This window comes from Rhodoglobus sp. GW821-FHT12B09 (assembly GCF_058809925.1).
Map to the genome: position 1 here is coordinate 208597 of NZ_JBXATB010000003.1, position 17797 is coordinate 226393.

The 17797-nt window shown below is 70.0% G+C and carries 19 protein-coding genes; 6 read left to right on the plus strand and 13 right to left on the minus strand.

What is annotated here, in order from left to right; genetic code table 11:
• The first annotated feature begins 26 nt into the window (after nucleotides 1–26).
• Genes AC1RTC_RS08150 through AC1RTC_RS08160 form a run of 3 tightly spaced genes read left to right on the plus strand, consistent with a single transcriptional unit; the run spans nucleotide 27 to nucleotide 2766 of the window.
• A complete protein-coding gene (locus AC1RTC_RS08150; RefSeq protein WP_493155013.1) occupies nucleotides 27–1433 on the plus strand; it encodes a GH1 family beta-glucosidase in 1407 nt (468 codons plus the stop codon).
• 13 nt (nucleotides 1434–1446) lie between these two features.
• Nucleotides 1447–2472 carry a LacI family DNA-binding transcriptional regulator gene (locus AC1RTC_RS08155; RefSeq protein ID WP_493155015.1) on the plus strand — a complete coding sequence of 342 codons (1026 nt, stop codon included), beginning with the start codon at nucleotides 1447–1449 and terminating at the stop codon, nucleotides 2470–2472.
• Between the two features lie 9 nt (nucleotides 2473–2481).
• Nucleotides 2482–2766, plus strand: coding sequence for a GNAT family N-acetyltransferase (locus tag AC1RTC_RS08160; RefSeq protein ID WP_493155016.1), 285 nt, complete (start codon nucleotides 2482–2484; stop codon nucleotides 2764–2766).
• Here AC1RTC_RS08160 and AC1RTC_RS08165 read toward each other — a convergent pair.
• The 5 genes from AC1RTC_RS08165 to AC1RTC_RS08185 all read right to left on the minus strand — a co-directional run bounded on the left by AC1RTC_RS08165 (nucleotide 2755) and on the right by AC1RTC_RS08185 (nucleotide 6939).
• The gene (locus tag AC1RTC_RS08165) at nucleotides 2755–3135 is read right to left on the minus strand and encodes a hypothetical protein (protein WP_493155017.1); all 381 of its coding nucleotides are present in this window, start codon (nucleotides 3133–3135) and stop codon (nucleotides 2755–2757) included. The genes AC1RTC_RS08160 and AC1RTC_RS08165 overlap by 12 nt on opposite strands.
• A gap of 37 nt (nucleotides 3136–3172) precedes the next feature.
• Nucleotides 3173–3928: a heme ABC transporter ATP-binding protein gene (locus tag AC1RTC_RS08170; protein ID WP_493155238.1), complete on the minus strand. Its 756-nt coding sequence runs from the start codon at nucleotides 3926–3928 to the stop codon at nucleotides 3173–3175.
• Nucleotides 3928–4986 (minus strand): FecCD family ABC transporter permease, encoded by a 1059-nt coding sequence (locus AC1RTC_RS08175; protein ID WP_493155018.1) that lies wholly within the window; start codon nucleotides 4984–4986, stop codon nucleotides 3928–3930. Before AC1RTC_RS08175 ends, AC1RTC_RS08170 begins: the two co-directional genes overlap by 1 nt.
• The gene (gene lplAB / locus AC1RTC_RS08180; RefSeq protein WP_493155019.1) at nucleotides 4965–6014 is read right to left on the minus strand and encodes a lipoate-protein ligase LplAB; all 1050 of its coding nucleotides are present in this window, start codon (nucleotides 6012–6014) and stop codon (nucleotides 4965–4967) included. The genes AC1RTC_RS08175 and lplAB overlap by 22 nt, the downstream gene beginning before the upstream one ends.
• Nucleotides 6015–6075: 61 nt before the next feature.
• Nucleotides 6076–6939: an alpha/beta hydrolase gene (locus AC1RTC_RS08185; RefSeq protein WP_493155020.1), complete on the minus strand. Its 864-nt coding sequence runs from the start codon at nucleotides 6937–6939 to the stop codon at nucleotides 6076–6078.
• Between the two features lie 114 nt (nucleotides 6940–7053).
• Between AC1RTC_RS08185 and AC1RTC_RS08190 the strand changes: the two genes are divergently transcribed.
• Both AC1RTC_RS08190 and AC1RTC_RS08195 read left to right on the plus strand, forming a co-directional pair.
• Nucleotides 7054–7470, plus strand: a complete 417-nt coding sequence (locus tag AC1RTC_RS08190; protein WP_493155021.1) for a MarR family winged helix-turn-helix transcriptional regulator — start codon at nucleotides 7054–7056, stop codon at nucleotides 7468–7470.
• The gene (locus tag AC1RTC_RS08195) at nucleotides 7467–8768 is read left to right on the plus strand and encodes an MFS transporter (protein WP_493155022.1); all 1302 of its coding nucleotides are present in this window, start codon (nucleotides 7467–7469) and stop codon (nucleotides 8766–8768) included. Before AC1RTC_RS08190 ends, AC1RTC_RS08195 begins: the two co-directional genes overlap by 4 nt.
• A gap of 245 nt (nucleotides 8769–9013) precedes the next feature.
• On the opposite strand, the gene AC1RTC_RS08200 is transcribed toward AC1RTC_RS08195, so the two are convergent.
• From AC1RTC_RS08200 to AC1RTC_RS08215, 4 genes are read right to left on the minus strand one after another with little or no spacing between them, the layout of a single operon-like run.
• Nucleotides 9014–9862, minus strand: a complete 849-nt coding sequence (locus AC1RTC_RS08200) for a transglutaminase family protein (RefSeq protein WP_493155023.1) — start codon at nucleotides 9860–9862, stop codon at nucleotides 9014–9016.
• Nucleotides 9859–10788, minus strand: coding sequence for an alpha-E domain-containing protein (locus AC1RTC_RS08205; RefSeq protein WP_493155025.1), 930 nt, complete (start codon nucleotides 10786–10788; stop codon nucleotides 9859–9861). The genes AC1RTC_RS08200 and AC1RTC_RS08205 overlap by 4 nt, the downstream gene beginning before the upstream one ends.
• Complete coding sequence (locus tag AC1RTC_RS08210; RefSeq protein ID WP_493155026.1) at nucleotides 10782–12512, minus strand: circularly permuted type 2 ATP-grasp protein; 1731 nt, start codon at nucleotides 12510–12512, stop codon at nucleotides 10782–10784. The genes AC1RTC_RS08205 and AC1RTC_RS08210 overlap by 7 nt, the downstream gene beginning before the upstream one ends.
• Nucleotides 12513–12548: 36 nt before the next feature.
• Nucleotides 12549–12989: a nitroreductase family deazaflavin-dependent oxidoreductase gene (locus AC1RTC_RS08215; protein WP_493155027.1), complete on the minus strand. Its 441-nt coding sequence runs from the start codon at nucleotides 12987–12989 to the stop codon at nucleotides 12549–12551.
• Nucleotides 12990–13194: 205 nt separating this feature from the next.
• On the opposite strand from AC1RTC_RS08215, the gene AC1RTC_RS08220 reads away from it, so the two are divergent.
• On the plus strand, nucleotides 13195–13611 hold the full coding sequence (locus AC1RTC_RS08220) for a nitroreductase/quinone reductase family protein (protein WP_493155028.1): 417 nt from the start codon (nucleotides 13195–13197) through the stop codon (nucleotides 13609–13611).
• A 175-nt stretch (nucleotides 13612–13786) separates the two neighbouring features.
• Here the strand turns inward: AC1RTC_RS08220 and AC1RTC_RS08225 are convergent, their stop codons facing one another.
• The 4 genes from AC1RTC_RS08225 to rhaS form a co-directional block, all read right to left on the minus strand.
• Nucleotides 13787–14563 (minus strand): endo alpha-1,4 polygalactosaminidase, encoded by a 777-nt coding sequence (locus AC1RTC_RS08225; protein ID WP_493155029.1) that lies wholly within the window; start codon nucleotides 14561–14563, stop codon nucleotides 13787–13789.
• Nucleotides 14564–14583: 20 nt separating this feature from the next.
• A complete protein-coding gene (locus AC1RTC_RS08230) occupies nucleotides 14584–15594 on the minus strand; it encodes a LacI family DNA-binding transcriptional regulator (protein WP_493155030.1) in 1011 nt (336 codons plus the stop codon).
• Nucleotides 15595–15610: 16 nt separating this feature from the next.
• Nucleotides 15611–16624 (minus strand): LacI family DNA-binding transcriptional regulator, encoded by a 1014-nt coding sequence (locus AC1RTC_RS08235; RefSeq protein WP_493155032.1) that lies wholly within the window; start codon nucleotides 16622–16624, stop codon nucleotides 15611–15613.
• Between the two features lie 82 nt (nucleotides 16625–16706).
• Nucleotides 16707–17747, minus strand: coding sequence for a rhamnose ABC transporter substrate-binding protein (rhaS, locus tag AC1RTC_RS08240; RefSeq protein WP_493155239.1), 1041 nt, complete (start codon nucleotides 17745–17747; stop codon nucleotides 16707–16709).
• Nucleotides 17748–17797 lie beyond the last annotated feature (50 nt).

The following is a 17797-nucleotide window of genomic DNA, read 5'->3' on the forward strand; positions in this document are numbered from 1 at the left end:
CGGCGCGCCACGAAAGGACAGTTCCCGTGACCACCCGTCGCACCTTCCCCCCGACGTTCCTGTTCGGGGCGGCCACCGCCGCGTACCAGATCGAGGGCGCCGCCCATGAGGACGGGCGCACCGACTCCATCTGGGACACGTTCTGCCGCGTGCCCGGAGCCGTCGTGAACGGCGACAACGGCGATGTCGCGTGCGACCACTACCACCGGTACCGGGAGGATGTCGCGCTCATGTCCGACCTCGGCCTGCAGACGTACCGCTTCTCCACATCCTGGGCCCGGGTGCGGCCCGACGGCGGACCGGTGAACGCGAAGGGCATCGACTTCTACTCGCGCCTGGTGGACGAGCTGCTCGAGAAGAACGTGCTGCCCTGGCTCACCCTCTACCACTGGGACCTCCCGCAGGCGCTCGAGGAGAAGGGCGGCTGGACCAACCGCGACACCGCCTACCTCTTCCAGGACTACGCGCTCTCCGTGCACGACGCCCTCGGAGACCGGGTCTCGAACTGGACCACGCTCAACGAGCCGTGGTGCGCGTCCTTCCTGAGCTACATCGGCGGCGAGCACGCCCCCGGCCGGCAGGACCCCGCCGCCGGGCTCGCCGCCGGCCACCACCTCCTGCTCGCCCACGGCCTCGCCGTCCAGGCCCTCCGCGAGCGGGACGCGACGCTCAGCCTCGGCATCACGCTCAACCTCACCGTCCCCGACCCGGTCGACCCGACCGACGCGGGCGACCTCGATGCCGCCCGCCGCATCGACGGCCAGTTCAACAGGTTCTTCCTCGATCCGATCTTCCGCGGGTCCTACCCGGCGGACCTGCTCGAGGATGTCGCGCACCTCGGTTTCGACGCGGTCGTGCAGCCGGGCGACCTCGACGTGATCTCGGCGCCCATCGACGCCCTCGGAGTGAACTACTACCACGGCGAGCTCGTGAGCGCGCATCCCTCCGACCTGCCGATGAGCACCGAGGCGCCGTCGGAGCGCCCCAAGCGCTCGCCCTTCCCCGCCGCGGAGGGCGTCTACTGGCACCTGCGCGACCTGCCCCTCACCGCGATGAACTGGGAGGTGCAGCCGGAGGGCCTCACCCGGCTGCTCGAGCGCATCCACCGCGAGTACACGAGCGGCCCGGGAGTGAAGCTGGCCGTCACCGAGAACGGCGCCGCGTACAACGACGTGCTCTCCCCCGACGGCGCCGTCCACGACGCCGACCGCGCGGAGTTCCTCGAGCTGCACCTCGGCGCGATCCTCGACGCCATCGAGCTCGGCGTGCCCGTCCACGGCTACTTCTACTGGTCTCTCCTGGACAACTTCGAGTGGGCCTGGGGCTACGACAAGCGCTTCGGGATCGTGCGGGTCGACTACGACACGCAGGTGCGCACGCCCAAGGACAGTGCAATCGCTTACACCCGCATAATCACTGGGCGCGCCCTCTGATTAGACTCTCCCCATGACCCTCGACGCGACCAGCCGCCGCGCGGCGCCGACGCTCGAGGAGGTGGCCGCCGCGGCGGGCGTCTCGCGCTCCACGGTGTCGCGGGTGGTCAACGGGTCGAGCCATGTGCGGCCGGATGTCGTGACCGCCGTCACGGCGGCGATCGACGAGCTGCACTACATCCCCAACCGCGCCGCGAGGTCGCTCGCGAACCGCCAGACGATGGCCATCGCGCTCGTCGTGCCCGAGGACACCACGCGCTTCTTCGGCGACCCGTTCTTCGCGGAGATCGTGCAGGGCATCACCCAGGGCCTCGAAGACAGTGACTACGTGCTCAACCTGCAGCTAGCCTCCCCCAGCTCGCCCTCCGAGAAGACCATCCGGTACCTGCTCGGCGGCAACGTCGACGGCGCGATCGTCGTGTCGCACCACTCCGGCGACGACTTCTTCACGACTCTGGATGCCACGATCCCGGTGGTCTTCGGCGGGCGCCCGTTCCACCCCGAACGGCACCGCAACAACTACGTCGACGTGGACAACGCCGCGGGTGCTGCCATGGGGACGCAGTACCTCATCGGCCTCGGGCGGCGCCGGATCGCGACCATCGCGGGCCCCGCGAACATGCAGGCCGCCATCGACCGGGCCGAGGGCTGGGCCGGCGCGATGCGCGAGGCCGGGCATCCCGCAGACCTCTTGGAGTACGGGGACTTCACCCTGGCCAGCGGTGCGGCCGCCATGCGCGCCCTGCTCGACCGGGACCCCGCGCTCGACGCGGTCTTCGTGGCGAGCGACCTGATGGCGGCGGGCGCGATCTCGGTGCTGCGCGACCGCGGGCTTGCGGTGCCGGGGGACGTCGCCGTCGTGGGGTTCGACGACAGCTCCGCGGCGAAGAGCGGGGAGATCCCGCTCACGACCGTGCACCAGCCGTCGCGGGAGATGGGCGTCGAGATGGCTCGCATGCTGCTCGCGCTGCTGCGCGGCGAGACGACGGAGCGCGAGCGGGTCATGCCCACCCGGATGGTCGTGCGCGCGAGCGCGTAGGCTTGCCCCATGGCCACCGAAGTTATCCAGGACGCGTCGATGAACCGCTTCGAGCTCCTCGTCGACGGCCAGAGCGCCGGGGAGCTCGACTACCAGATCCGCGACAACACGATCGTGATCACCCACACCGAGATCGACCCCTCCCACCAGGGCGAGGGCCTCGGCGGCGAGCTCGTGCGCGGGGCGCTCAACCTCATCCGCGCGGAGACCGACTACCGCGTGGTGCCGACCTGCCCGTTCGCGGGGCCGTGGATCGACAAGCACCCGGAGTACCAGGACCTGCTAACGCGTTGAGTCGACGCCGTCGCTAGCCGCGTGCTTGCCGCGCTTCGACTCCTCGGTGTTCGAGAGGTCGATGCGCACTTGTCCGTCGTAGTTCTTGTTGTCCTCGACGGTCTGCGCCGCCACGCCGCGGATCTCGCCGAAGCCGAAGTCGTCGTCGCCCGGCAGCGGCGCCGGTGCGGGGAGGATGGTCTGCCGGTCGAGCTCGACCTGCGCCTCGTGGCGGGTGGGGTGGAACACCTCGTCGCCGATACCGGCGATCCCGCCGCCACCACCCGAGGTGCGGCTCTTGTTGCTCAGGTCGATCCAGCCGAAGTGCTGCGCCACCCAGAACAGGAGGCCGATCGCCACGACGATGACAATGACGACCCAGGGCTCCACCCGCACAGTTTACGCTGCGGGGGGCTCCGGCGGGCTGCTAGCGGCGGGGCACCACCACGGGCCGCCCGGCGACCTCGTGCAGTGACACCGGCAGGCCGTACACGCGCTCGACGCGCTCCTCGGTGAGGACCTCACCCGGGGTGCCGAGCGCCTCGAGCCGTCCGCCCGACACGAGGGCCAGCCGGTCGGCGTAGGCGCTCGCGAGCGAGAGGTCGTGCAGCACGACCACCACGGCGCGGCCCTCGTCGGCTGCCCGGCGGCCCACCCGCATGACGTCCTCCTGGTGCCGAAGGTCGAGAGACGCGGTCGGCTCGTCGAGGAGCACCACGGGCGTGCGCTGCGCGAGCACGCGGGCCAGCGACACCCGGGCCTTCTCGCCGCCGGAGAGGCTCGTGTACCGGCGCGCGGCGAGGTGCGCGATGTCCGCGGCATCCATCGCCTCGGCCACCGCCGCGATGTCGTCGCGGCCCTCGACGGTGCGCGCCCACGGGCTGCGCCCCATGGCCACCACCTCGGAGACCAGGAACGGGAAGCTCACCGTGTTCTCCTGCGTGAGCACGCTGCGCAGGCGGGCGAGCTCTGCGTGGCGGATGCTGCCGAGCTCGCGCCCCTCGAGGGTGACGCTCCCCCGGCTGGGCCGGCGTTCGCCGCTCAGCACTCCCAGCAGCGTGGACTTCCCCGCGCCGTTCGGCCCGACGAGCACGAGCAGCTCGCCCGGCACCACGTCGATCGAGACCCCCGCGAGGATCGTGCGCCCCTCGAGGTCGACACCCACGTCCACTGCGCTGATCATCATGCCCACCCGCCGCTGCGCCGCCGCTGCCGGAACAGGAGGAAGAAGAAGAACGGGCCGCCGATGAGCGACGTGAGCAGGCCGATCGGCAGGTCGGCCCCCGCCACGACCGAGCGCGCCAGCAGGTCGGCGAGCACCATGAGCGCAGCGCCGCCGAACGCGCTCGCCACGATGAGCGGCCGGTGCGCGGGGCCGATGGCCATGCGGATGACGTGCGGCACCACGAGGCCGACGAACGCGATGATGCCGCAGAACGCCACCGCGACGCCGGTCAGCAGGGCGACCAGCACGATCGATCCGATGCGCAGCGCCTCCACGTTCACGCCGAGGTGGCGGGCGTTCCGCTCGCCGAGCGCGAGCAGGTCGTAGCGCCGGCCCAGCACGATCGCGACCGCGGTGCCGAGCGCGGCAACCACGACGACGATGAGCACCTCCGCCCAGAGCGAGCCATTGAGCGACCCGAGCTGCCAGAACACGATCTGCTCCCGGCCGCCGGAGTCGGCGACGAACAGCAGGAAGGCGAGCCCGGCCCCCGCGAAGGCGTTCACCGCGATGCCGGTGAGCAGCAGCGTGACCACCTCGGTGCGGCCGTTCGCGCGCGAGACCGCGTAGACGAGGAGGGTGGCAAGTAGCCCGCCCGCGAACGCGAACACCGCGACGGTGCCGCTGCCGAGGGCGGTGAGCCCGAGCACGATCGCGACGGACGCGCCGAACGCGCCGCCCGAGGAGACGCCGACGACGCCGGGCTCCGCGAGGGGGTTGCCGAAGATCGCCTGCATGACCGCACCGGCCACCGCGAGCGCGGCCCCCACCCCGAGCCCCATGGCGATGCGCGGGAAGCGCACGATCCAGAGCGTGGACTCGATGATCGGGTCATCCGGCGCCCAGGGGTTCTGGATGCCCGCCGCCCTCAGCACCGAACCGACGACCTCAGCGGGGCTGACCGGCAGCTGCCCGACGATCGCCGACGCGATGATGCCGCCCAAGAGCAGCACGGCGAGCGCGGCGGAGAGGATGGCCGCCCGGCGGGTGCGCGTCACGGAACGCGGTAGAGCCACTCCTCGGTACCGAACTTCTCGGTAACGAGCTGCTCCGCTTTCGCGTACTCCTCCGGCGTGATCTCGCTGGGAGTGAGGCCGTACAGCCCCTTGAAGGTGCCGACCATCTTCTCGATGATCTCGGCCCGGGGGAGCCCGGTCTGGCTGCGGAGCGGGTCGACCCGCTTGTTGGCGCTCTTGGTGCCCTTGTCGCTCATCTTCTCGCGGCCGATGCGGAGCACCTCCACCATCCTGTCGCCGTCCATGTCGTAGCTCATGGTGACGTGGTGCAGCACCGCGCCGCTGCCGAGGCGCTTCTGCGCGGCTCCGCCGATCTTGCCGGTCGGGCTCGTGATGTCGTTGAGCGGCACGTAGGCGGCCTCGATGCCGAGCGACTTGAGCGCGACGATCACCCACTCGTCGAGGAAGGCGTACGAGTCGGCGAAGCTCATGCCCTGCACGAGCTCGCTGGGCGCGTAGATCGAGTAGGTGATGACGGATCCGGCCTCCATGAACATCGCGCCGCCGCCGGAGATGCGGCGCACGATGTCGAAGCCGTACTTCTTCGCGTTGTCGAGGTCCACCTCGTTCTTCACCGACTGGAAGCTGCCGATCACGACGGCCGGCTTCTCCCACTCCCAGATGCGCAGCGTGGGCTTGCGGCGGCCCCCGCCGACCTCCTCGCTCAGCACCTGGTCGAGTGCCATCTGCAGCACGGGGTCGACAGCCGGGCCCCGGATGATCTGCCACTCGTAGTCCGTGAACGCCGTCGCCTTCTGGAGTGCGCGGCGGATCGTCGTCGCCACCGACTCGGGGCCGAAGCCGAGTAGGAGGGCGCCCTCGGGCAGCGCGTCCCGCACGGCCTTGGCGAGCGCGGGGGCCTCGGTGTCCGCGGGCAGCCCGTTGACGGCGCCGTTGATGGACGCGAGCGCGTCATCCGGCTCCAGGAAGAAGTCACCGGCCAGGCGGAAGTCGGCGATCCGGCCGTCCACGACATCGAAGTCGACTACGACGAGCTTGCCGCCAGGAACCTTGAACTCACCGTGCATAAGGCAAGCCTAACTCGCGGGTTGAGCAGGTGCTCGAAGCCGGTTTCGATACGCGCCCTGCTCAACCCGCCAGGTGCTCGTCGAGCCACGCCACCAGGTCGCCGATGACCTCGTCCCGGTTCGTCTCGTTGAAGATCTCGTGCCGCGCCTCCGGGTAGACGATCGCCTTCACGTCGCTCAGCTTCGAGCGCGTCACGTACGCCGACGCGAGCTTGGCGATGCTCTTCTCGCCGCCCAGCGTGTCCTCGCTGCCGATCATGATGAGCAGCGGGATGTCCTTGGCGAGGTTCTTCGCCGGCCGCCCCAGCAGGCGGAGCCCGTCGGCGAGGCCGAACAGCTGTATCGCCGCCGCGTAGAACGTCAGCGGGTCGTCCGCGAACGCCTGCGCCACGGCCGGGTCACGGCTCAGCCACTCGTTGCCCGTAGTGCCGAGGTGCTGGTGCTGCTTGTTGAGGTTGCCGCCGTTCATGTCCGTGAGCGTGCGGTAGGCGGTGCCGGTGAGCACGGCGACGTCGTAGTCCGCGGCGTGCTCGTTGAGGATGCTCTGCACCATGAGGGAGCCCCAGGAGTGGCCGAGCAGCGCGAGCGGCAGCCCCGGGTTCGCCTCGCGGATCACCCTGGTGAACTGGCGCACGTCCTCGATGGTGGCGCGCAGCCCGCCCGGTCCGAGTTTGCCGAGCTTCGTGGCATCCCCGCCGTACTGCTCCATGCCGGTCGCGCCGTGGCCGCGGTGGTCGTCGGCATAGACGGTGTAGCCCGCGGCGACGAGGTCCTGCGCGACCTGCTCGTAGCGCAGAGCGTGGTCGCCGAGGCCGTGGGTCAGCTGCAGCACGGCCTTGGGCTTGGGGGCCTTCCACGCGTAGTAGTGGATGGTGACGCCCTGGGCGTCGACGAACGTGCTGGCGGTGCGCGTGACTGTGGGCATGGGAGCCTCCTCGCTCAGCATCATCGTATTGCCACAGGTTTCGATGCGGCCCCGGGCGGCCCACTCGATCAGCCAGGATTTTAGTTAGCAAGGCTAATTTGCTACGCTAACGATATGACCGAGACCTCCGATGACGACCTTCGTCTCGCCATCCTGCGGCTCGCGCGGCGCACCCGGGCGGAGCGCGCGGGCGAGGACGTCACCGACGGCCAGCTCTCCGTGCTCTTCGTGCTGTGGAAGGAGGGCGCGCAGACCCTCGGCTCCCTCGCCGAGCACGAGCGGGTGACGCCCCCGTCGATGAACCGCACAGTCAACGCCCTCGTCGAGGCCGGGCTCGCCACGCGCGACAGCTCGCCGGACGACGGCCGCAAGGTGCTCATCCAGTCCACCGAGGCCGGGCTCGAAATCGCGAAGGAGACCAAGCGCCGCCGGGTCGCCTGGTTCGCCCGCCAGCTCGCCACCCTCACACCGGACCAGCGCGCCATCATCGACGCGGCCACCCCGATCCTCAGGGAGCTCGCCGACTCGTGAGTGCCATGTTCCGTTCGCTCCGCGTCTTCAACTACCGCCTCTGGTTCGCCGGGGCACTCGTCTCCAACACCGGGGCGTGGATGCAGCGAACCGCACAGGACTGGATAGTCCTGACGGAACTGACGAATCGGGATGCCGCGGCGCTCGGCATCACCATGGCCCTGCAGTTCGGCCCGATCCTCCTCCTGATGCCGGTCTCGGGCCTCATGGCGGACAGGTTCGACCGCCGCCGCCTCCTGATCTGGACCCAGGCCGTGCAGTGCGTGCTCGCCCTCGGCCTCGGCGTTCTCGTGCTCTCGGGGCACGTGCAGCTGTGGCACGTCTACGTGTTCGCTCTCCTGCTCGGGGTGTGCACGGCGATCGACGCCCCCGCGCGGCAGGCCTTCGTCTCCGAGCTCGTGACCGACAAGGACATCTCCAACGCGGTCGCGCTGAACTCCACGTCCTTCCAGAGCGCCCGGCTGATCGGCCCCGCGGTGGCCGGCGTGCTCATCGCGTGGATCGGCTCCGGCCCGGTGTTCCTCGTCAACGGGGTCTCGTTCATCGGGGTCATCCTCTCGCTGGTCCTCATCCGCAAGAGCCAGCTCGTGCCGTCGCCGCGGCTTCAGAAGGCGAAGGGGCAGATCCGCGACGGGCTGCGCTACGTGCGCGACCGCAAGGACATCCTCGTGGTGCTCGTCATGGTGTTCCTGGTGGGCACGTTCGGCTTCAACTTCCCGATCTTCATCTCGACGATGTCGACTGTCGAGTTCGGCAAGGGGTCCGCCGAGTTCGGCCTGCTGTCGTCGGTCATGGCCGTGGGAGCGGTGGCGGGCTCGCTGCTGGCGGCGCGGCGTGAGCGCGTTCGCTTCATCATCGTGGTCGTGGCATCCGGAGCGTTCGGGCTCGTCTGCGTCGTCGCCGCGCTCTCGCCCACGTACCTGTTCTTCGCGGTCGTGCTCGTGCTCGTCGGCGCGTGCTCGCTCACGATGATGAACACCGCCAACGCCTACGTGCAGACCACGACGGCGCCGGCGATGCGCGGGCGCGTGATGGCGCTGTACATGGCGATCTTCGCGGGCGGCACTCCGATCGGCGCGCCCATCGTCGGGCTCGTCGCCAACGTGTGGGGGCCGCGGTGGTCGCTCGCGATCGGGGCGGCCTCGGGCATCCTCGCCGCCCTCATCGCCGTGGTCTGGCTCTCCCGCAAGCGCAACCAGGCGACGGCCACCGCGGCGATCCCCGTCGTGCGCGAGAACCGCGAGCTCGCGACCGAGGAGATCGGGATCGTCGGGGCGACGGCCGAGCGCACGTCGTAGCGGCGCTCGCCCGGCGGCTCGTGCTGCTCGTCCCGCTGCTCCCGCTGCTCCCGCCCCTCCCGCTGCTCCCGCTGCTCCCGTGCCTCGCGCTCGTCCTGCTGCTCCCGCCCCTCCCCCGGCTGCTCATCGGCGCGGAGCATCCGGCCCCATGCGGTGGTTTCGGCGGGCGCATGGTGTCGAAAGGTCCGCATGGGTGGAGCGGGCGCGGTGGGGCGCGGGGTGGAGGGGATGAGCGGAGCGGCGCCCTACGCCTCGCGCGTGATCTCCACCTTCACGAACAGGGTCGAGCCGAACGGGCCGGCGTAGACGCCGCGCAGCGGGGGCACGTCGTTGTAGTCGCGGCCGCGGCCCACGAGCACGTGGCGGTCGCCGATGTCGATGAGGTTGGTGGGGTCGTAGCCGCGCCACTCGCCGCCGCAGAACCACTCCACCCACGCGTGGGACTCGCCCGCGACCGTCTCGCCGATCGCGGCGTTCGGCTTGGGGTGGAGGTACCCGGAGACGTACCGCGCCGGAATGCCCACCGACCGCAGCGCGCCGAGTGCGAGGTGCGCGATGTCCTGGCAGACGCCCTTGCGCTGCGCCCAGGCCTCGGCGGCAGTGGAGTGCACCCCGGTCACACCCTGCATGTACTCGACGGCCTCGCCGATCGCCTTGCAGATCTCGAGCGCCGCGTCGCACACGTTGTCGGTCGCGCTCCGGATATCGCGGGCGATCGTCTCGACGTCGGCCGGCGGGTTCGTGCGCCGGGTCTGCTTGAGGTGCTCGACGGTCTCGGTGGTGGTCTCGACCGCGAGCTCGAGCTCGGCCCAGCTGAGGCTGTCGTCGGCGTGGGGGCGCGGCCGGACCTCGACGAGCGAGGTGGCGGTGAGCGAGAGCTCCTTGTGCGGCGTGAGGATCTCGAACGACGACACCCGCGAGCCCCAGTAGTCCACATAGCTGTGGTGGCTCGACATCGGCAGGATCTCGAGGTTCGAGAACAGCACGAGCTGTCCGTCGGAGCTCACGGGGAGCATCCGGGCCTCGTTGTAGGAGGCGGTGACGTCGCCGCCGTAGTGGAAGCCCGTCATGTGCTTGATGCGCAGGCGGTTCAACTCGTCTCCCCCACCCAGCTTGGTGCCGCGTTGGTCGGGAAGTAGCGCTGGCGGATCGCCTCGCTGGCAGCGCTGGTGGCGAGCTGCACGTTGTCCATGTGGAACGGGAGGTCTTCGAGGATCTCGGCGATCGGCCGGTACTCGAGCTCGCTGCGGATCTGGCCGAGCAGGCGCTGCGACAGGTCGGAGACCCCGACGCGGTCCGTGCGCGGCTCGATCTCGCGCATGCAGGCCTCGGCGCGCGACACGGAGAACAGGATGCTGCGCGGGAACAGCCGGTCGAGCAGCAGGAACTCGGCGGCGTTCTTCGCGCTCGGCACGCCGCGGTAGGTGCGCAGGTACGCCTCGTAGGCGCCGCACGACCTGAGGATGGTGGTCCACGAGGGCCCGGATGCCTCGGTCAGCGACCGCGTCGCGAGCAGTCGCGCGGTCATGTCGGCACGCTCGATGGAGCGGCCGAGCGTGAAGAACTGCCACGCCTCATCCCGGCTCGTCGCGGACTCGATGATCCCCACCGCGAGCGCACTGCGCTCTCTCACCCAGGCGAAGAACTCGTGCACCTTGTCGCTCGACACCTTGCGGGGCATCCGGGCGCGCGTCGTATTCAGGCACTCCCAGAGCTCGGTGCTCACGATCTCGCGGGCGCGGCGGGCGTTCTCGCGGGCGGCCCCGAGCGAGTAGGCGATGGATGCGGGCTCCGAGCGGTCCACGGCGAGGATCGACAGGATGTCCTGGCGCGTGAGCTCGGCGTCGTCGGGGGCCTCGGCGCCCATGACGCTCAGGAGTGAGCGGCAGGCGAGGTCCTCCTCGATCCAGGGGTCCTCGAGGAGCAGCTGGAGGTGCACGTCGAGGATGCGCGCCGTGCCGTCGGAGCGCTCGATGTAGCGGCCGATCCAGAAGAGCGACTCGGCTATGCGGCTCAGCATGATCCACCATCCGCTGGTTGAGTAGGTCGCTCTGCGACCGTATCGAAACCGAGTAGTGGCACAGCCGGTCTCGATACGGCCCTGGCGGGCCCGCTCAACCCGCCGGACTGCTGCTGCTGCTCCTGCTGCCCGTGGCCGAGCGGTCGCTCGTGCGGGCCGTGGTCCTGCGAGGCGGCCTTGAGCATCTCGGGCGTGATGACCGAGATCGACTCGGTCGCGGCGGCCTGGCCGGCCACGAGTCCCTGGATGCTGTGGCGGGAGACCGTGAGCGGGTCCTGGCCGACGACCCAGGTGTCCTTCGAGCCGCCGCCCTGCGAGCTGTTCACCACGAGCTCGCCCTCGGGAAGGGCGACCCGGGTGAGCCCTCCGGGGAGGACCCAGACATCCGTGCCGTCGTTCACCGCGAAGGGCCGCAGGTCTGCGTGCCGGGGCCGCATGCCGTCGTCGACGAGCGTCGGGATGGTCGAGAGCTGAACGACGGGCTGCGCGATCCAGCCGCGCGGGTCGCGGAGCAGGCGCTGCTTGAGCTCCTCCAGCTCGGTCTTGGACGCTGCCGGGCCGATGACGAGCCCCTTGCCGCCGGAGCCGTCGACGGGCTTGACCACCAGCTCGTCGAGGCGGTCGAGCACTTCCTCGAGGGCTCCAGTGTCTTCGAGGCGCCAGGTCTGCACGTTGGGCAGGATCGGCTCCTCGCCCAGGTAGTACTTCGTGAGCTCGGGCAGGTACGTGTAGACGAGCTTGTCGTCGGCGACGCCGTTGCCCACTGCGTTCGCAATGGTGACGTTGCCGAGGCGGGCGGCGAGCATGAGGCCGGGGCTGCCGAGCATGGAGTCCGCGCGGAACTGCAGCGGGTCGAGGAACTCGTCGTCGACACGGCGGTAGATCACGTCGACGCGCGTGGGACCGGCGGTCGTGCGCATCCAGACCCGCCCGCCGGAGCAGAACAGGTCGCGGCCCTCGACGAGCTCGACGCCCATGAGGCGCGCGAGCAGGGTGTGCTCGAAGTAGGCGGAGTTGTAGACGCCGGGGGTCAGCACGACGACGGTGGGGTCGTCGACACCGGGAGGGGCGGACGCCCGCAGGGCCTGCAGCAGCTTGTGGGGGTAGTCGCCCACGGGTCGCACGCGCATGGAGACGAACAGCTCGGGCAGCGTCTGCGCCATGACCCGGCGGTTGGAGATGACGTAGCTCACGCCGGAGGGCACGCGCACGTTGTCCTCGAGCACGCGCCACGCGCCCTGCTCGTCCCGGATGAGGTCGATGCCGCTGACCTGGATGCGCACGCCGTTGGCCGGCTCGATGCCGGCGGCCTCGCGGTGGAAGTGGCTGGAGCTCGTGATGAGCTTGGCCGGGATCACCCCGTCCTTCACCGCGGCCTGAGGCCCGTAGATGTCGGCGAGGAACATCTCGAGCGCGCGGACGCGCTGCTTGATGCCGGCCTCGACGTTCACCCACTCCGCCTGGTCGATCACGCGCGGCACGGCGTCCAGCGGGAACGGGCGCTCCTCACCCGCGAAGTCGAAAGTGACTCCCTGGGCGAGGTAGGAGCTGGCCAGGGCATCCGTGCGACCGCGCAGCTCGTCCTGCGTCATCTGCGCGAGAGCGGCGTGGATCTCCTTGTACGACTGCCGCGCGGCGCCCGGCGTGGCGAACATCTCGTCCCAGGCGGGCGTGCCGGTTCTCTTGGTGGCAGTGGCGCCATAGCCATCGAACAGGTCAGCCATGGAGCGAGCATATGCCCGCCGTGTTGCGCGGGTGTTTCAGGGCTCGAACGGGTCGAGCACGAACAGCTGGATCTGCCGATCCGTCTTCTTCTGGTAGTTCGCGTAGTCGGGCCAGGCCTCGACCGCGCGCTCCCACCAGGTGGCATGCTCGTCGCCCTCGAGCTGGCGCGCCAGGTAGTCCTTCTTGACGGCGCCGTCCTGCAGCTCGACGTGCGGGTTGGCCTTCAGGTTGTAGAACCACGTGGGCGGCTCGGGCGTGCCGCCGCGCGAGGCGACTACCGCGTACGTGCCGTCGTGCTCGACTCGCATGAGGGCGTTCTTGCGCAGCTTGCCGGTCTTCGCGCCGACCGACGTCAGCACGATGATCGGCCTGCCGCGGAGGGTGTTCGCCTCCTGGCCGTTCGTGGCCTCGAACAGCTCGGCCTGCTTGCGCGCCCATTCGGACGTGCTCGGTTCGTACTCTCCGGTCAGTGGCATGGTTCCATTGTCACCCGCTGGGTTTCGATACGGCGCCAGGGCGCCTACTCAACCCGCTCGATGTGCACGCCTACCTCAAACCGCTCGATCCGGGGTACGTCCTGCCAAAACCGGGGGGCAGACCACCCTGATCCTCCGCGGTTCAGCGGCCGGTTTGTCCACGAATCACCCCTGCAAGCGGTTGCTACTGCGCCACACTGGGCGGATGGACGACGCCGCCCGAGACGCCCTCGCGCTCACCCCCGCCTCCACCGCCTGGGACCGCACCGCCGAGATCACCACCGTCGGCGCCCGGAGCGGCCTCCCCCGCCGCATCGAGATCTGGTTCTACCGCGTCGGCGACACCAACTACCTGAGCGGGATGCCCGCCGCCACGCCCGACTGGTTCCGCAACCTCGAGGCCAACCCGAGGTTCACCCTGCACCTCAAGCACGGCGTGCAGGCGAACCTCCGCGCGACCGCGCATCCGGTCATCGACGAGGGGGAGCGCCGCCGTGTCTTCACCGCGATCGTGGACGACCTGAACCAGCCCGGCAACCCCGGCAACATCGCCCAGCCGACCTCGGTGCAGGCCTGGCTCGACGGCAGCGTCCTCGTCGAGATCGAGTTCGACGAGCCCTAGCCCCCCCTCCCCGCCGACTCGTCAGAAACTGCTCCACAATCGGCTGGGAGGAGCAGGTTGTGACGACTCACGGTTGGAGCTCCTCGGGAGACCCGGGTGACGACTCACGGTTGGAGCTCCTCGGGAGACCCGGGTGACGACTCGCCCACGGGACGACTCGCGAGCGCGCCCGGGCTCAGCAGTGCTCGTAGACGTAGTCCGACGAGCCCTTCGGGGTGAGGTCGCGGTCGCGCAGGATCGTCGTCGCGGGGGTTGCGGCATCCGCGCACACCTCGGCGAAGGGCCGCCTGAGCGCGTCCGTGTACTCGATGTCGATGACCCGGTCGCCGTACACGTCGGTGAACGACGCGCACTCGTCGAACTGGTCGCACTCCTCAACGACGGCGAAGTCGAAGCCGATCTCGTCGCGGCCGCGCGCGCCGAGCTCCCCCGTGTTCTTCTGGCCCACGGCGAGGCCCGCCGCGTGGGCGTGGTCCGCGAGCAGGGACGCGAACTGCACAGCGTCGTCGAGCGTGAGGCGGTCGCCGGAGCGGCTGTACGAGTCCAGGTTGTCGAACTCGACGGCGTCGAAGCCCTTGGCTGCGCAGGAGTCGATGTCTGCGAACAGCCGATCGGCCGCCCGCTGACGCCGGTCGGGCGTGGAGATGTCGATGATGTTCTCGTCCGGCCAGTTCGGGTCGACGAGACGCTCGCCGGAGGCGTCGTGCAGCACCAGGCCGTCCGGCCACTCGACGCCCGGCTGGGTCTGGAACCCGTTGAGGTAGCAGATCGAGTAGAGGCCGTCGGCGGGCTCGTCGAGGCTGTCCCGCTCCACCACGGTCACACCGCCGGGCGGCGGGTAGGCGCCGCCGAGCTGGTAGTCCGCGACCGCTCCGGCGGCGAACACGGCCGGCCCGGGCGACGCGCAGCCCGCGAGCGCCAGCACACTGAGGACCACGGCGGCGCGCTTCATCCGGCCAGCCTAGGCGGCAGCTAGGAGCGGGTGGATGCCCGCACGACGAGCTCGGGCTGGAACACGATCTGGCGCGCCGCGATGTCCGGGTCGGCGGCCTCCTCGAGCAGGATCTCGACCGCGGTGGCGCCGATGAGGGCACTGGGCTGGCGGATCGACGACAGCGGCACGACGGCGGCCGACGCGAAGTCGATGTCGTCGTAGCCGATGAGGGCGATCTCGGCCGGCACGTTCACGACGGCGCCCTGCATCATGAGGGCCTGGAGCACCCCCATGGAGACGAGGTCGTTGGCGGCGAAGATCGCGTCCGGCCGCTCGGACTTCGGGCGGGCAACGATCGCGGCACCGGCGGCCCGGCCCGCGATGACGCTGAGGGCCTCGATCTCGATGACCTCCAGCGTGACATCCCGATTCACTGCGACAGCCTGCCGGGCGCCCTCCAGGCGGTCCGCGACCTGGCGGATCTCCAGCGGGCCGCCCACGAACGCGATGCGGCGGCGGCCCTGCGAGACGAGGTGCTCGACGGCGAGGCGGCCGCCCGCGAGGTCGTCGACCGAGACGGAGCTGATCGTGAGGTCGTTGCTGGTGCGGTCGACGAGCACCGCGGGGATGCCCCGCTGGCGCAGGGCGTGGAGCCGCCCGGTGATGTCGGCGTAGGGCGAGATGAGCACGCCGTGCACGCGCTGCTGCTCGAACAGGTCGAGGTAGGTCGCCTCGCGGAGGGTGTTCTCGTCGCTGTTGCCGAGGGTCACGGTGAGGCCGGCGCTGGCCGCCTTGTCCTCGGCGCCGCGGGCGACGTCGGTGAAGAACGGGTTGCGCACGTCGAGCACGACGAGGCCGATGGTCTTGCTGCGCCCGTCGCGCAACTGGCGCGCGGCCTCGTTGCGGATGAAGCCGAGCTCGTCGATCGCCGCCTGCACCCTGGCGACCGTCGACTGCGCCACCTTGTCCGGGTGGTTCATCACGTTCGAGACAGTGCCGACCGAGACCCCGGCGCGCAGGGCTACATCTCGGACGCTGACTGTGGACATTGCCCCCATAGTGGCACTAGTGGGGCTGCGTCGAGGCGCGCACCACGAGTTCCGGGCGGAACACGGTCTGCCGCGGGATCATGCCCGGGTCGTTGGATTCCTCGATCAGAACCCGCAGCGCGGTCTGGCCGATCATCCGGCTCGGCTGGCGCACCGACGAGAGCGGCACGGCCGCGGCGCCGGCGAACGCGATGTCGTCGAAGCCGATGAGCGAGATCTGGTCGGGCACGAGCAGGCTCCCGCCGACCACCAGCGACTGGAGCAGCCCGAGCGCAAGCAGGTCGTTCGCGGCGAACAGCGCGTCCGGGCGGGCGGAGGGCGGGCGCTCCATGATGCGGCGGCCGGCCAGCACGCCCTCCTCGACGGTGAGGGCCTGGGTCGCCACCACCTCGATGTCCACGTCGTGGTCGCTGTTGTCCACGGCCACGCGCGCGCCCTCGAGGCGATCGCGCACCTGGCGGATGTCGAAGGGGCCGCCCACGAACGCGATCCGACGGCGACCGGAGTCGATGAGGTGCTGCGCGGCCATCTCGCCCCCGGCCACGCTGTCGACGGCCACGGAGCTGAACTTGCCGTCGACGTTGATGCGGTCGACGAGCACGGCCGGGATCTGGCGCGACTTGAGCCGGTCCAGGCGCGAGCCGATATCGCCGTGCGGCGAGATGAGGACGCCGCGCACGCGCTGCTCCTCGAAGAGGTCGAGGTACATTCCCTCGCGGCGGGTGTCCTCATCGGTGTTGCCGACGAGGATGGCGATGCCGTTCTTGGACGCCTCGTCCTCGGCGCCGCGGACCACCTCGTTGAAGAACGGGTTCTGGCCGTCGAGGACGACGAACCCGACTGTCGAGCTCACGCCGGCGCGAAGCCGGCGCGCGGCGTCGTTGCGGATGTAGCCCAGCTCCTCGATCGCCCGCTGCACGCGGCCGATCGTGTCGGACGAGACCTCGTCGGGCTTGTTGAGCACATTGGAGACGGTCCCGACAGAGACCCCGGCAAGCCGCGCGACATCGCGGATGCTCGTGGTGGTCATGTCTCTCCTAGGGCGACGGTGCTCAGTGGTGGACAAGTGCGGCCCGACCGGCGTCAGCCGGCCGGGCCGCACCCGAAGGGACTTAGAAGTTGAAGTCCGCGATGTTGTCCTTGTTGAACGTGAACGGGTCGCCCAGGAGAACGGTGCCGTCCTTGCCAACGGTGTAGCTGCCGAGCTTGCCGGCGTCGAACTTGTCGCCCTCGGCGCCGGTGATGGTGCCCTCGATGAGCGCCTTGGCCGCGTAGGCGGCAAGGTAGCCGAGGTCAGCCGGGTTCCACAGCGCGAACGCGGTGACCGTGCCGTCGTTGACGAAGTCGCGCATCTGGTTCGGGGTGCCGAGGCCGGTCAGTGCGACCTTGCCCTTGAACTCCGAGGTCTGCAGGTAGCGCGCAGCGGCAGCGATGCCGACCGTGGTGGGCGAGATGATGCCCTTGAGGTCGGGGTAGGTCTGCAGCAGGGCCGCGGTCTTGTCGAACGACGTCTGGTCGTCGTCGTCGCCGTACACGACATCGACGAGCTCGATGTTCGGGTGGTTGGCGGCGAGGTCGGCCTTCATGAGCTCGATCCAGGCGTTCTGGTTGGTGGCGTTCGCCGTGGCGGAGAGGATCGCGATCTTGCCCGCGTCACCGATCTGCTCGGCGATGAGGTCGACCTCGACCTTGGCGATGCCCTCGGCCTCGGCCTGGTTGATGAAGATGTCGCGGCAGTCCTTGTTGGTGTCGGCGTCGAACGTGACGACCTTCACTCCGGCGTCGCGGGCCTCGCCGATCGCGTCGCACAGGGCGTCGGGGTCGTTGGCCGAGAGGGCGATCGCACCCACGCCCTGCTGGGTGAGGGTGTTGATGTAGCTGACCTGGCCGTCGGGCGACCCGGTGGCGGGGCCGACCTCGGCGTAGGTGCCGCCGAACTCCTTGATGGCATCGGCACCGCCCTTGTCGGAGGTGTCGAAGTACGCGTTGCCGAGGTTCTTCGGCAGGAACGTGATGGCGAGGTTGGCGTCGCCGCTGCCCTCACCGGAACCGCTGTCGGTGCCGGTGGCGGCACAACCGGTCGCGACGAGCGCGACGGTCACCGCGATGGCGGCGAAAGCGCCGACGCGGGCCTTCCTGGTGAATCCAAACATCATTGTTCTCCCTGTTGTTGTCGAATAGAGCCGATGTGATTGCATCGACG